The 12,083-nt window shown below is 51.8% G+C and carries 16 protein-coding genes; 13 read left to right on the top strand and 3 right to left on the bottom strand.

Annotation, left to right across the window (positions count from 1 at the left end; all coding sequences use genetic code 11):
* Positions 1 to 32: 32 nt before the first annotated feature.
* The 11 genes from H8K29_RS00325 to H8K29_RS00275 all read left to right on the top strand — a co-directional run bounded on the left by H8K29_RS00325 (position 33) and on the right by H8K29_RS00275 (position 8,013).
* Entirely contained in the window at positions 33 to 455 is a 423-nt protein-coding gene (locus tag H8K29_RS00325; protein ID WP_186895941.1) for a hypothetical protein, read from the top strand.
* 77 nt (positions 456 to 532) lie between these two features.
* Positions 533 to 1,048, top strand: a complete 516-nt coding sequence (locus tag H8K29_RS00320) for an SMI1/KNR4 family protein (RefSeq protein WP_186895940.1) — start codon at positions 533 to 535, stop codon at positions 1,046 to 1,048.
* Between the two features lie 37 nt (positions 1,049 to 1,085).
* The gene (locus H8K29_RS00315; protein ID WP_186895939.1) at positions 1,086 to 1,736 is read left to right on the top strand and encodes an SGNH/GDSL hydrolase family protein; all 651 of its coding nucleotides are present in this window, start codon (positions 1,086 to 1,088) and stop codon (positions 1,734 to 1,736) included.
* A gap of 70 nt (positions 1,737 to 1,806) precedes the next feature.
* On the top strand, positions 1,807 to 2,079 hold the full coding sequence (locus H8K29_RS00310) for a hypothetical protein (RefSeq protein WP_186895938.1): 273 nt from the start codon (positions 1,807 to 1,809) through the stop codon (positions 2,077 to 2,079).
* A gap of 63 nt (positions 2,080 to 2,142) precedes the next feature.
* Positions 2,143 to 2,919: a sterol desaturase family protein gene (locus H8K29_RS00305; protein WP_186895937.1), complete on the top strand. Its 777-nt coding sequence runs from the start codon at positions 2,143 to 2,145 to the stop codon at positions 2,917 to 2,919.
* 452 nt (positions 2,920 to 3,371) lie between these two features.
* Positions 3,372 to 3,881 carry an SRPBCC family protein gene (locus H8K29_RS00300; protein ID WP_186895936.1) on the top strand — a complete coding sequence of 170 codons (510 nt, stop codon included), beginning with the start codon at positions 3,372 to 3,374 and terminating at the stop codon, positions 3,879 to 3,881.
* A gap of 721 nt (positions 3,882 to 4,602) precedes the next feature.
* Positions 4,603 to 4,818, top strand: coding sequence for a hypothetical protein (locus H8K29_RS00295; protein ID WP_186895935.1), 216 nt, complete (start codon positions 4,603 to 4,605; stop codon positions 4,816 to 4,818).
* Positions 4,819 to 5,289: 471 nt separating this feature from the next.
* Positions 5,290 to 5,700: an ester cyclase gene (locus tag H8K29_RS00290; RefSeq protein WP_186895934.1), complete on the top strand. Its 411-nt coding sequence runs from the start codon at positions 5,290 to 5,292 to the stop codon at positions 5,698 to 5,700.
* Positions 5,701 to 5,803: 103 nt separating this feature from the next.
* The gene (locus H8K29_RS00285) at positions 5,804 to 6,211 is read left to right on the top strand and encodes a RidA family protein (RefSeq protein ID WP_186895933.1); all 408 of its coding nucleotides are present in this window, start codon (positions 5,804 to 5,806) and stop codon (positions 6,209 to 6,211) included.
* A gap of 161 nt (positions 6,212 to 6,372) precedes the next feature.
* Entirely contained in the window at positions 6,373 to 6,765 is a 393-nt protein-coding gene (locus H8K29_RS00280) for a VOC family protein (protein WP_186895932.1), read from the top strand.
* A gap of 429 nt (positions 6,766 to 7,194) precedes the next feature.
* Complete coding sequence (locus H8K29_RS00275; RefSeq protein WP_186895931.1) at positions 7,195 to 8,013, top strand: hypothetical protein; 819 nt, start codon at positions 7,195 to 7,197, stop codon at positions 8,011 to 8,013.
* A 384-nt stretch (positions 8,014 to 8,397) separates the two neighbouring features.
* Here the strand turns inward: H8K29_RS00275 and sugE are convergent, their stop codons facing one another.
* Positions 8,398 to 8,718 (bottom strand): quaternary ammonium compound efflux SMR transporter SugE, encoded by a 321-nt coding sequence (gene sugE / locus H8K29_RS00270; protein ID WP_186895930.1) that lies wholly within the window; start codon positions 8,716 to 8,718, stop codon positions 8,398 to 8,400.
* A 276-nt stretch (positions 8,719 to 8,994) separates the two neighbouring features.
* Positions 8,995 to 9,768 carry an L-asparaginase gene (locus H8K29_RS00265; protein ID WP_255423205.1) on the bottom strand — a complete coding sequence of 258 codons (774 nt, stop codon included), beginning with the start codon at positions 9,766 to 9,768 and terminating at the stop codon, positions 8,995 to 8,997.
* A gap of 120 nt (positions 9,769 to 9,888) precedes the next feature.
* Here H8K29_RS00265 and H8K29_RS00260 point away from each other — a divergent pair, with 120 nt between their 5' ends.
* Complete coding sequence (locus tag H8K29_RS00260; RefSeq protein WP_186896557.1) at positions 9,889 to 10,374, top strand: asparaginase domain-containing protein; 486 nt, start codon at positions 9,889 to 9,891, stop codon at positions 10,372 to 10,374.
* A 10-nt stretch (positions 10,375 to 10,384) separates the two neighbouring features.
* Positions 10,385 to 10,879 carry a hypothetical protein gene (locus H8K29_RS00255; protein WP_186884135.1) on the top strand — a complete coding sequence of 165 codons (495 nt, stop codon included), beginning with the start codon at positions 10,385 to 10,387 and terminating at the stop codon, positions 10,877 to 10,879.
* A gap of 123 nt (positions 10,880 to 11,002) precedes the next feature.
* On the opposite strand, the gene hisC is transcribed toward H8K29_RS00255, so the two are convergent.
* Positions 11,003 to 12,064 (bottom strand): histidinol-phosphate transaminase, encoded by a 1,062-nt coding sequence (gene hisC / locus H8K29_RS00250; protein WP_186895929.1) that lies wholly within the window; start codon positions 12,062 to 12,064, stop codon positions 11,003 to 11,005.
* Positions 12,065 to 12,083: the final 19 nt, after the last annotated feature.

Genomic DNA, 12,083 nt, shown 5'->3' with positions numbered 1-12,083 from the left:
AAAGGCCGCACAGCGCCTGTTAGCTCTACATTATGGTGAATATGACCCCTGTACGCTTCTACCGACTCTCGTTGCTTGCTCCAATACTGCTTCCGTTGCCCTTCCTACCGTTTGGAATCGGCACACTCTTGCTTTTTACATTGGGTTTCGGCGGTGTTCAATACGCCATCTTTGCAGCCATTCTTTATATTGCTATTGGTCGCCTCAAATCCGCCGAGAGTATTCAGAGGTTAGCGCGATGGGTGCCGGTTCTTTTTATTCCTTTCCAAGCAGCTGGGTGGTTAATCAATTGCTATTTCGAACGTCTGTCAAACCCAGCCTTAATCGGCAATTGGGACCCCTTACTTCCTTTTGCCGCTTATATACTTGTCGTGGGCTATGGGTATGTCGGTCTTGTGGCTTTAACTTACCACTTCGCAAAATCAGCAGGGTACATTGAGAACAATGAGCCCTAACCCATTATTCCTGCGGATCGCCTTAGGTGCCCGCTGAATTCAAACGTCAGGCGTTCCCAATTACTCATAGGTGTCAAATGTCGCTTTCTAGAATATTCCCAGATATATTGCGTGAGCTTCATAAGCTTGAATTTGACTATGCCGATGGAGATGGCATCGACTTCGAGCCATACCAAGAGTTCACTTCCCGCATGGACGTTCAAGACTGGTTCAAAGCTTGGACCGGAAACCAGAACTCCGACTGTGATGACTATTTGATCTTCGGACAGGATGGTACTGGTGGTTACGCCGCCATATGGCCTGCTCGGGAGAACAAGAGTCTGATCGAACAGCCCATTGTATTTTTTGGTTCTGAAGGAGAGTTGGGGATAGTTGCCTCAAATTTTTCCGATTATCTATGGCTTCTGGGTAACAACCATGGTCCATATGAGGCGGTTGCGTACCCGGACGACGAACGCTCATCAAACGAAGACTTCCTAGCGTTTGCCAATAAGTACGCGACAACACCTAGAAGGCAAGTTTCGGAAATAATTAAAGATGCTCAATCCGAATTCCCAAAGTTCGAGCAAAAAATCCGTGCCCTATGTGGCTAGAGATTCCTAACTGGACAATCAATTACACTGGCCCGCCATGCAAAACATCCTTGTCTACTCTGATTCTTTGTCCTGGGGCATAGTCCCAACGACGCGAAAGCGCCTGCTGTTTGAGCAGCGCTGGCCAGGCGTCATGGAAATGTCCCTCTGTTCCGCAGGTCAGAAGGTTCGTGTCATCGAAGATTGCCTGAACGGTCGGCGTACTGCATGGGACGATCCCTACAAACCAGGGCGGAACGGGCTTGTAGGGCTGGCTCAACGAATCGAAATGCATTCGCCGCTTGCGCTTGTTGTTCTGATGCTCGGCACAAATGACTTCCAGTCTATGCACGAGCACAACGCCTGGCATTCATCTCAGGGTATCAGTGCGCTTGTCTCCGCCATCCGCACAGCGCCCATCGAGCCAGGCATGCCCGTGCCAGAAATTCTTGTCGTTGCACCGCCGCCTATCAGAATACCGAAAGGGCCGATTGCACCAAAATTCGCGGGTGGCGACGTTAAGTGCGTTGGTTTGTCCGCCGCCTACTGGACTGTGTGCGAAGAAGCGGGTTGCCATTTCTTCGATGCTGGCAGCGTCGTCACATCAAGCAAGGTCGATGGCGTGCATCTTGATCTTGAACAGCATTTGATCCTTGGCAGCGCGGTGGCTGAAGTTGTTAAACCGCTGCTCTCGAAAAATGTAGCCTAACCCTGAGGTTCACCGGACGCTGCGCTATAAAGCCGCATCTGTGTCGGGAACCTCCATACCTTAAAACGCTATGACCATTAAAGACATCGTTGGAATGATTTTCTGCGGCGCAGGTGCTACGTTGGGGACAATAGGCTATCGGTTGCTGGGGCTGGAATGGTTCTTTGGTGCCTGTATTTTATTGATCATTGGCACATGTCTCATTTGGGATGCATCACGTGATCGAAAATTACGCGATGCATTGGATGATGTGCCTGGCGATTCGGGCGATCGGCACTACATCTCGGGCACAAGTTCTACGGATGGTTTTGATGTCGGAGGAGATGATGGCGATGCGTCTTAATTTAATGTTCAACAAGGAATCAACGATGAAGCCGTTGATGTGGATAACTCAACCTTAGGCGTCATGGAAATCGACATCGTTCCCTTGCAGCTCCTCGAACAACTCCTTCCGGCTTCGCTCATCTGCGTTGTGACATTGGCGTTCTTTCTATTTGAGCGAATTCGCCCGGGTCGCGCTTTGCCTCACGTTCGCGGCTGGTACAAGCGAGCAGCGCTGATGAATGTCATGCAGTTGACGTTGGTCGGTGTCGGCGGTCTCGTATGGAACAAATATTTCAGGGATCATGCTCTTCTCAACCTCGGGCATTGGGATAGCCCGATTCTGGAGGAAGCGTTCTACTGGTTCGTCGGAACGTTCATCTTTTATTGGTGGCATCGCCTGCGACATGCTAACGGCTTTTGGTTGGCGTTCCACCAGATTCACCATAGCCCCGCGCGCATTGAAGTTCTCACTTCCTTTTACAAGCACCCTGTCGAGATCGCAGCCGATTCTATCCTGACGGGTTTCCTCATCTACTGCGTCTTCGGGGGATCAGCGCTAGCCGGGGCGTGGACCTCTTTTTTCGGAGCCGCTGGCGAGTATTTTTACCACTCGAATATCCGCACGCCAAGGTGGCTCGGCTGGTTCTTGCAGCGGCCTGAGCATCACTCGATTCACCATCAACTAGATGTTCACAACTTCAACTTCGGCGACCTGACGATCTGGGATCGACTCTTCGGTACCTTCAAGGACACTGACAATTTCGCCAAACGGTGTGGTTTTCCTGGCAGGAACGAGGAAAGACTGCACGAAATGCTCGCCTTCAAAGACGTCTATGAGCCGGACCCAAGCGATTCCTGATCCCTCATTCAAGCGGGCCCGCCTGCGTAGCATTTAGGGTGATATACCGTATTAATAATGTTATTGAAGGTTTCAAAATTGCTTGGGATAAAAACGTTATTGATCAATGTGGAAAATTATTCGAGAGCGCCCAATTTGAGAAGCTGGTTGAATACCGCGACAAAAAGCGAATTCAATATCCTGAAGTGCTAGCGCAATCTGGTGGCCAGCGAAAGCCAAATTAGATTGGGTAAATAATCGAGAGCGCAGCGCCTTTTTTTGATAGAGTTTTGGAAATTGAACTCAGCTGGTAAGAAACTCACATTAATCCATACTTCAAAAAAAACTTCTAATGAGTAACGCTGCCTGAACATACAAATCAGTGGGCTGCCAGCAAGCAAGGCACCGCTTCTCATCTCAAACCTTAAGCATCATTCATTTAGTTTTCGTACACACTTTAAAAGGGGAAAAAAATGAAATGGATAGTTGGTTTGGTTGTCGGTCTTCTGGCGCTTGTCGCTTTGCTTGTCGTTGTTGGCCTGCTGCTACCAGAAAAGCACCGTGTCAGTGAATCAGCCCGCTTTCGTGTCAGTACCGAACAACTGTGGGAAATCATCACAAACTATAGTGCTTACCCCACATGGCGCAGTGGTGTCCGTGCGGTTGAGCGTCTACCCGATACGAACGGGCAGACCGTATGGAAAGAAACCGATTCTCATGGTGAAGGTATTCCCTATGAGACGGTGGAGTCTATTCCCAACAAACGCCTTGTAAGGCGGATCGCTGATCCAAAACTTCCTTTTGGCGGCACGTGGACACTTGAACTAGAAGCTGGCCCTGAGGGAGTTACCCTCACTATTACCGAGGACGGTGAGGTTTATAACCCCGTTTACCGTTTTGTCTCCCGGTTTATTTTTGGTCACACCACGAACATTCATGGTTATCTAAACGATTTGCAAATAAAGGTCGTGAGCAAGCCGTAATAATGCCCGGATGACGTTCGAGATGGCGGCGCATGTTGCAGAGGCAGTGAATAAATGCGGCGGGACTTAGAGAACCGGAGTTCTTCGCAAATCTGCTGTCTGGTCGTGGGAACACGCGCACCGGTCGATCACATCACCTACCCGGAACACGACCGGGTCTGTCTGCGGGATCGATCACTGCCGACGACCTATGGACAGACGCTGCTGGTCAGCCAGCCTCCCGTACTAGCGGGCGGCGTGCAAACAGGCGTGCGCCCGTCAGCCGAATGAATGTGCCCCGCAAGCTGGGTCACGCTTGTCATCTCACACCTTGAATCAAAAATTCGCCTGTTCCCTTCAACAATAATCGCACCAAGCTGACCACACATCGCCTGCACACCCTCGGTGATCCAATCCAACGCCTCCCACACCCTCAAAACGCCAAAAATATACTCCCAGGGGTATGTTTGCAAGCTCAATGTTCATGCAGGGATATTGGGTATTTTCTTAAAAACAGGGGGGAGTATGCAGAATGTGAGCAGCTTTTCGCGGGTTTGACGGCATGATGTGCTGCCTTTTGCTGGATGCGCCTCTTAAGACGATTGAAACTTAATTGCTATATATACATCATTGTGTTAATGTTGATTTAAAACAAGTCAGGCATGTATCTGTGCGTCAGTTGACCTGTTGCACATTAAGTGAACGAGTGGCCTGAGTTTCTATTATCAAAAAAGGAAGTTTAATGTCTGATTCTGTTGTGCAATTTGCTATTGGCACGATTCCAATTTTGGTCATCGGACCATTAATGCTTGCTTTGCTCGTCTGGACTTTCAAGATTTGTTGGAATCGTGTTTTGCCCTCGGTCTTTGGACTGAAAGAAATTGACTTTCTGGACTCAGCCGCCTTCCTGATCCTGTTGGCGATTGTCTTTTCAATGCTGCATGGCGCTGTTCGTTAAACCTTGCCGTAACTCGGCAAGTTAACTTTGCACGGTGTCGCTCTGTCGCCTCTGCCGTTGAACTCAAACGTTCTTTTCCAAAGTCTCAAGTTTCCTTCAACAATTATCGCATCAGCCTGACCCCGGCATTATCCATCTGCCCTTGGTGATCCAATTCACCGCACCCCACACCCCCAAAACGCCAAAAATATACTTCCCCGGGTATGTCTAAAAGCCCAATGTCTATGCTGAGATTAAGGGCGTTTTCTTAAAAATTAGGGGGAGTATGCAGAATTCGGGCTGTTCGCCTGTGGTGTGATGATGATTTTTGTTCATACAATTGCGCTGTATATAAATACAGTATAATTGTTTGCGGCAAGCTTCCATGTCGCTTACAAGGCAATGGGGAAAAATGTCTTTTTTACACCCAGAGTTAAGCTTTATTTTTGTTAAATTCAATCAAGGTTCGAGCTGACTAATGTCGATATTGCTATGAATACTCTTTCTGAATACAAACAAATCGTCGCACGCTTCAATCGTGAAGTCATTGAGCAAGGCAATATGCAGGCCTTCAATGAGCTGGTGGCTGCCGACTTCGTCAACCATACTGCGCCACCCGGCACGCCCAATGGGCGCGATGGTTTCGCGGCCTTTTTTACTAACGTCCTGCGGCCAGCCCTGCCCGATCTGACGGTCGAGTTACACGATCAGATCGCCGAAGGCGACAAAGTCGTCACCCGCAAGACGATTTCCGGCACGCACCAAGGCATGTTTCTCGGCGTCCCGCCCACCGGGCGTCGCATTCGCATCAACGTGACCGACATCGTCCGCATCAGTAACGGCCAGTATGCCGAGCACTGGGGCAACGCTGATCTGCATGGCGCATTGGCGCAAATGAAGTAATGGCAGCACCGTGCGCGCGCCCGGTTACCCACTGAGCGTGCGCCACACACCGGGGCGCAGCGATGCGCCCGACACCCTCTGAAATTTACCCACCGGAGCAACCATGACGCAATCCATCGTCCGCCTGAACCCACCGACCTTGCCAAACGCCGGCGATATGGGCTATTCACAAATATCCATCGTTACGCCGGGACGCATGGCGTATATCTCCGGCCAAGTCGCGTGGCGGGCAGATGGTCAGCCGGTGCCAGCTGGGCTGGCCGAGCAAATGCAGCTCGTCGCGCTGAATGCCAAAGCCGCACTGGACGCCGTCGGCGCCACGCCGCACGATGTGGTGCTGGCGCGTGTTTATCTGGTCAACCTGACGCCTGAACGCATGGAAGAACTGATGCCACCGTTTCTGACCACCTTTGAAGGCGCGCAACCCTGTGTGACCGGCATCGGCGTGGCGGCGCTGGCGGCACCGGATCTGCAGGTGGAAATGGAACTGGTTGTCCGGCTGCCTGATTAACTGCCGCATCCCGTTCTGAAACAAACCTGAGTGATCATTTCAGCGGATCACCAGATAGCGGCGGTTTGCCATCCGCTGAATTTGCAGCTCAGGCTTCATGCCAAATGCGACGCGGTAAAAACATCACGATCACAAATGCCTTTTGAGCGAAGGAGCGAAAGATGAATCCAGTCATCCACTTTGAAATGCCGTATCAAGACGCTGCCCGCGTGGCGGAATTTTACAGCGCCGCCTTTGGCTGGCAGACACAGGCGCTCGGCCCCGCGATGAGCAATTACGTCGTTGCCAACACCTGCGAAACCGCCGATGGACGACCCACGCAGCCCGGTACCATCAACGGCGGCTTTTTCGAGAAAACACCGGACAGCCCGGCGCAGCAGCCATCGGTCGTCATCGCGGTCGATAACCTGCAAGCCGCCATCGCCAAAGTGATCAGCGCAGGCGGCAGCATACTCGGCGAGCCCATGAATATCCCGGGCGTCGGCACCTACGTCTCCTTCCTCGACACCGAAGGCAACCGCGTCGCCATGCTGCAGGCACTGCCACGGTCGTAGCGCGGCACAGCAAGGCGAGCCCGGCATGGTCTATCCGCCCCCGGCGATCTAACCTGCTGCGTCCGAAGCCTTCAAAACGCTAAAAATATACTCCCCGGGGTATGTATACAAGCCCAATGTTGATACAGGGATTTGGGGGTTTTTCTTAAAAGCAGGGGGGAGTATGTAGAATGAGAGCATTTTCCCCACGGATTTGGGCGCATGCGTCTGTGCGCCAAACTGATGTGATAACCCGAAATATTTGAGCCTGCGACAAACGTAGGCAGGTTCCTGTTGTTATGCTGTATTTTTAATCAGTATAACGAAAAAAAACTAGACCAGATAAGGACTTGCGACACATTAAAACTTGTTGCTTGTTTTTCATCGAACTGATATTTTGCCATTTTGCACTTTAAAACAAGTTAGAGCCAATCAACCAAGGGAGCAGCAGTGAACGATTACAAAAAGCATGCCTTCGGTGAGGCAGTAAAAGGAATAACCGCCGCTTTAGTTGGGGCTTTGTTACTTTGGGGTGGACAAAAATGGTTCGTCAGTGATTTGGAGTACCAAAGGGCATATAAGAATGGCTACCTATCGGCACCGCTCGGACAACAAGGGCTAGCCATGGCTTACAACAATAAACCACTAAAAAATATCAGCGTTGTCGAATTTGGAATATACAACCGCACTCAAAAACAGCATAACGATGTCGATCTCATGTTCTCTGTTGATGATGCAAAATCATCACCAAATTTAGTTTCCGGTGGGGTCATTGCTCCAGCAGGAATTCCTCAGTCCCAAGCGGTTGAAGAAATTCCAACTAACGACCCTCTTGTCAAGAAATTCAGAATAAAGGTTCTTCCAAAGCAAAACCAATCAGAGTATTACCATGCCGTTTTTGTTTTTGATGGCGAAAAAGCACCTGAAATGTCAGTAGTCAGCCTCAGCAAAGAAGACACACTAATAAGTTATCAGCAGTGGCGTGATGTTTTTGTAGCCTTAAGCATTCTTGTTGGTATTGGGCTATTAATTGGAGCGGTTATGATAGCGCTTCAAAGTTTCATTGATTATTTTGCCGAGCCTGGGCGGCACAAGAAAAACGTTGAAAAATTTACATCACATGCCGTTGAATTGAAGAAAAAAGGGGAATTGAAGTCCACTGATCCTGAGGCTCTTGCTGATGCAGGGGCCATATATGCTTCCTTTACTCGTCCAAAACCTAGCAGGTTTTGGTCTAAGGTATTCGGTGCCCAACGGTATGAATACTAGCTCTAACAATTCGGTCAACTGGGACTGGCTTACAGCGGGCTTCGCCCGCCTCCAGCCAGCCCGTTACCTAGAACGTTGAATCCCAATTCCCAGCCTTCTTCCTTCAACAATCATCGCATCAGCCTGAGTCTGGCATTGTCCATCTGCCCTCGGTAATCTAGTCCATCACGTCCCATTGCCTCAAAACGCCAAAAATATACTCCCCAGGGTATTTCTACAAGCCCAATGTTCGTGCCGGGATTTAGGGTGTATTCTTAAAAACAGGGGGGAGTATGCAGAATTCGGGTTGTTCGCCTATATTTTTGAGGCTGATGTACTCGCGCTTGCCAGATGCACCTGTGCGTAAATCCGGCCTTATGCACAGGCGCATTTTGGCGAGATAAGTCAAGCAGGCGTGGAAAGTTTCAGCCCGATGATGCCGCAGACGATCAGGGCGAGGCTGAGCAGGCGGGCCGGGTTGGCGGATTCGCCGAACAGGATGATGCCCAGAATCGCGGTGCCGACGGCGCCGACGCCGACCCAGATTGCGTAGGCGGTGCCGACTGGCAGGCCTTTCATGGCGATGCCGAGTAAGCCCACGCTCACTGCCATCGCCGCCAGCGTCAAGGCACTAGGCCAGAAGCGGGAAAAACCTTCGGTGTATTTGAGGCCGATGGCCCAGACGATTTCAAACAAGCCTGCGGCGATGAGGATGAGCCAGTTCATGTTGTGTTCCTTGTGCGGTGGCAGGGTCGTCCTCTGGCGGGGATGCTGCTGAATTCGGCGTTATCGGCAGTGGTGGTGGCTGCGGTTTTACCGCGCTTGCGTCGAGGCCTGCATTGTCGTGCTCATTGTTGTGTAAACGGTGGCGCACATTGTGCTGCCATCAGGCCGCTACAGGCGTTGAAAATACTCTTCCCAGTATATTTTACAGCCCAATGTTGATGCTGAGATTTGGGGTGTTTTGTTAAAAACAGGGGGGAGTATATCTGCCGACACTGTTTAAAAATCGATGGGCAGGCTCCAGCCGGACGGAATCACATCGTGGCGCACGACGGCGCGTTGCTGGTGGCGGCGGGCGAGGCTGTCGGGGCTCCAGGTGCGTTCCCAGCCGGGTGGATACGGTAATTGCCGTTCCAGCGCGGGCTGGCGCTGGCGCACGCCAATGACGGGCAGATACAGCGGCAGCGGGTTGTCGGCGGTGTCGGCACCGAGGCTGTAGGCGTAATCGGGCAGCAGCGCATCGCAGACGTCGGCAAACCAGGCGCTGTGATCTTCGTCGCGGCCCAATGCCTGCGCCAATCCGGCGGGGTCGAACTGGGCCAGCGCCTGACTCAGTTCGGCGCTGCTGGCACCGGGCGCATCGCCCCAGCCCATCACCGGATTAAAAATATAGTCAGCGCCGGAACCATACCAGCCTTCGCGGCAGGGGCGTTGCATCCAGTTGCGCGTGCCTGTGAATAACTGCCAGCGCCAATGCAGGCCGGAGGCTTTCGGCCAGATATACAGATACAGTTTTTGATAACCGGCGGCGTGCAATTCGCGCACCATCGCCATCAGGCGCGCTTGCGGCATGCGTTCCGGCGGGTCGCGCCGAAACAGTATCGCGCTGCCGTCGGCATGTTGAATGTCGTCTGTGGATAAGTTCAGATCAAGGGTGCGCTTTTCATCGCCAAAACGGGCGGCGACCCAGCCGGTCAGCAGATTCACCGTCGTCAGCACGCCGTAGCCGCGATGACGGTGAAAGATAACAGTGCCGGGGGCGATCGTTTTCATGATGGTGCGTGGGACAGAAAAAACAGGTCAGCGATGATGAGGCGCAAGTGTAGCAGCTTTCAGCACACCGCCTGGCGCGTTACAATGACAGCCTCTGACACTTCATTTTTCCGGCACACCATGAGCTTGCGTATCCTCGCCACCGGCGGCACTTTTGATAAACATTATGATGAAATCGCGGGCAAGCTAAGTTTTGCCGAAAGCCATTTGCCGGAAGTGATACGCCGTGCGCGGCTGACGGTGCCGGTAGCGCTGGACATCTGCATGTTGATGGATTCGCTCGATATGGATGACAGCCACCGTCAGACCATCTTAGCGGCATGCCAGACAGCGCCGGAAAAAGCGATCGTGATTATTCACGGCACCGACACCATGCGTGAAACCGCTGAGGTGCTGGGCGCGGCGAATCTGGGCAAAACCATCGTGTTTACCGGTGCGATGATTCCGTATGAAATTGCGAATTCCGATGCCTTGTTCAATCTGGGTTTCGCCTGCGCCGCTGCGCAGTTGCTGCCACCTGGTGTGCATGTGGCGATGAATGGCAAAGTGTTCCCGTGGAACGATGTGCAAAAAAACCGCACGGCAGGCGTGTTTGTGAATAAATGAGGATGACATCATGAGATGGCTGCTGGCAGCGGTATTGCTGAGTTTGTCGACGCTGGCGTCGGCCGCAGATGTGCGTTTTGATGCGTTTTATTTCTTTCAGTCAGAAAGCGTGCTGCAACAAAAAGGCATCAATGTGGACAGCCTCGGTCGTTACACACGGGCGCTGCAATCGCAGATTTACAAAGCGTTCAAAAAATCGAAAGTCGCGCCCAGCACCGGTTATGTCGTGATCGCGATTCGCTCGGATGGGGCGACCTATTCCTGGCTGGATATGACGCCAACGGTGCACGAATATTTTGATAATCAGATTTACGATATCGTGCAGAAACTGCCGCCACCAGATGTAAAAACCGGCATCTTTGTGTTTGCGATGAAGATGGCGATTGATACGCCGGTGTTCACCAGAAAACCTGTACCCGAGCCAGCTGATTGGCCTGCTGCGAAAAAGAAAATCAGCAACCCGGATAATATTGAAGAACTGGTGATGTCGCTCTGGCCGGATTAAAAATCGCAGCAGCGGCGAACAGCGTATTTGTCAGCGCAAAAAAAGCGGCGTGAATTTCTTACTTAGAAATCACGCCGCTTTTGTTTGAATTGTCTGTTGCTGGCTCGTTGCGATAGAAAATGATTACGCCAGCAATTCTTCCAGCGCTTCGATCAGCAATTGCGATTCGGCATCGGTGCCGATGGAAATCCGCAGGAATTGTTCTATCCGCGGCAACCGGAAATGGCGCACGATAATATGCCGCTCGCGTAGGCGCTGCGCCAGCGTTGCCGCATCTTGTTCAGGGTGACGCGCAAACACAAAATTCGCCGCCGAAGGCAGGACTTCAAACCCGAGCTCCTGCAAACGTACCGTAAGTTTTTGTCGCGTGTTGATGACGGCATCACAGGTCAGTTTGAAATAGTCCTGATCTTCAAACGCCGCAATCGCACCGGCGACGGCGAGTCTGTCTAACGGGTAAGAATTGAAACTGTTTTTGACGCGGTTCAGCGCTTCGATCAGATCAGGATGACCGACCGCCAGCCCTACCCGCAAGCCCGCGAGTGAACGCGATTTGGATAAGGTTTGCACCACCAGCAGATTTGGAAACTGCGCTACCAGGCTGATGGCCGAGGTGCCGCCAAAATCAATATAGGCTTCATCCACCACCACAACAGAGCGCGGATTATTCTTCAGCAACTCAGTGATTTTTGCCAGACCAAGCGCGCAGCCGGTTGGCGCATTCGGATTCGGGAAAATAATCGCGCCGCCATCTGCCTGTGCATAATCCTCAACGTCAATCTGGAATTGTGCATTCAGCGGAATGGTTTTGTACGCGATGTCGTACAGGCCGCAATAGACCGGATAAAAACTGTAAGTAATATCGGGAAACAGTAAGTCGCTATCGTGTTTCAGCAGCGCCTGAAACGTGTGCGCCAGCACTTCATCTGAGCTGTTACCGACAAACACATGTTGCGGTGTGACCCCGTAATAATCAGCAATCACTTCGCGCAGACGGTCTGAGCCCGGATCAGGATATAGACGCAGATCGCCGGAGGTGGCTTGCGTTATTGCCGCCAGCACTTTCGGCGAAGGCGGATACGGGTTTTCGTTGGTATTGAGTTTGATCAGATTTTGCAGCTTGGGTTGTTCGCCCGGCACATACGGTGTCAGGGTGTGTACAAGCTTGCTCCAGTATAGACTCATGATGATGTTTTCATGTGGG

This window comes from Undibacterium sp. CY21W (genome assembly GCF_014284265.1).
In the GTDB taxonomy this organism is placed as follows: Bacteria; Pseudomonadota; Gammaproteobacteria; order Burkholderiales; family Burkholderiaceae_D; genus Undibacterium; species Undibacterium aquatile.
This window is presented reverse-complemented; position numbering and strand designations above follow the sequence as displayed.

What these genes read in the sequence shown, in the direction of transcription:
- H8K29_RS00325 (WP_186895941.1), top strand. Translation starts at nt 33, where the DNA reads ATGGTGAATATGACCCCTGTACGCTTCTACCGACTCTCGTTGCTTGCT.
- H8K29_RS00320 (WP_186895940.1), top strand. Translation starts at nt 533, where the DNA reads ATGTCGCTTTCTAGAATATTCCCAGATATATTGCGTGAGCTTCATAAG.
- H8K29_RS00315 (WP_186895939.1), top strand. Translation starts at nt 1,086, where the DNA reads ATGCAAAACATCCTTGTCTACTCTGATTCTTTGTCCTGGGGCATAGTC.
- H8K29_RS00310 (WP_186895938.1), top strand. Translation starts at nt 1,807, where the DNA reads ATGACCATTAAAGACATCGTTGGAATGATTTTCTGCGGCGCAGGTGCT.
- H8K29_RS00305 (WP_186895937.1), top strand. Translation starts at nt 2,143, where the DNA reads ATGGAAATCGACATCGTTCCCTTGCAGCTCCTCGAACAACTCCTTCCG.
- H8K29_RS00300 (WP_186895936.1), top strand. Translation starts at nt 3,372, where the DNA reads ATGAAATGGATAGTTGGTTTGGTTGTCGGTCTTCTGGCGCTTGTCGCT.
- H8K29_RS00295 (WP_186895935.1), top strand. Translation starts at nt 4,603, where the DNA reads ATGTCTGATTCTGTTGTGCAATTTGCTATTGGCACGATTCCAATTTTG.
- H8K29_RS00290 (WP_186895934.1), top strand. Translation starts at nt 5,290, where the DNA reads ATGAATACTCTTTCTGAATACAAACAAATCGTCGCACGCTTCAATCGT.
- H8K29_RS00285 (WP_186895933.1), top strand. Translation starts at nt 5,804, where the DNA reads ATGACGCAATCCATCGTCCGCCTGAACCCACCGACCTTGCCAAACGCC.
- H8K29_RS00280 (WP_186895932.1), top strand. Translation starts at nt 6,373, where the DNA reads ATGAATCCAGTCATCCACTTTGAAATGCCGTATCAAGACGCTGCCCGC.
- sugE (WP_186895930.1), bottom strand. Translation starts at nt 8,718, where the DNA reads ATGAACTGGCTCATCCTCATCGCCGCAGGCTTGTTTGAAATCGTCTGG.
- H8K29_RS00265 (WP_255423205.1), bottom strand. Translation starts at nt 9,768, where the DNA reads ATGAAAACGATCGCCCCCGGCACTGTTATCTTTCACCGTCATCGCGGC.
- H8K29_RS00260 (WP_186896557.1), top strand. Translation starts at nt 9,889, where the DNA reads ATGAGCTTGCGTATCCTCGCCACCGGCGGCACTTTTGATAAACATTAT.
- H8K29_RS00255 (WP_186884135.1), top strand. Translation starts at nt 10,385, where the DNA reads ATGAGATGGCTGCTGGCAGCGGTATTGCTGAGTTTGTCGACGCTGGCG.
- hisC (WP_186895929.1), bottom strand. Translation starts at nt 12,064, where the DNA reads ATGAGTCTATACTGGAGCAAGCTTGTACACACCCTGACACCGTATGTG.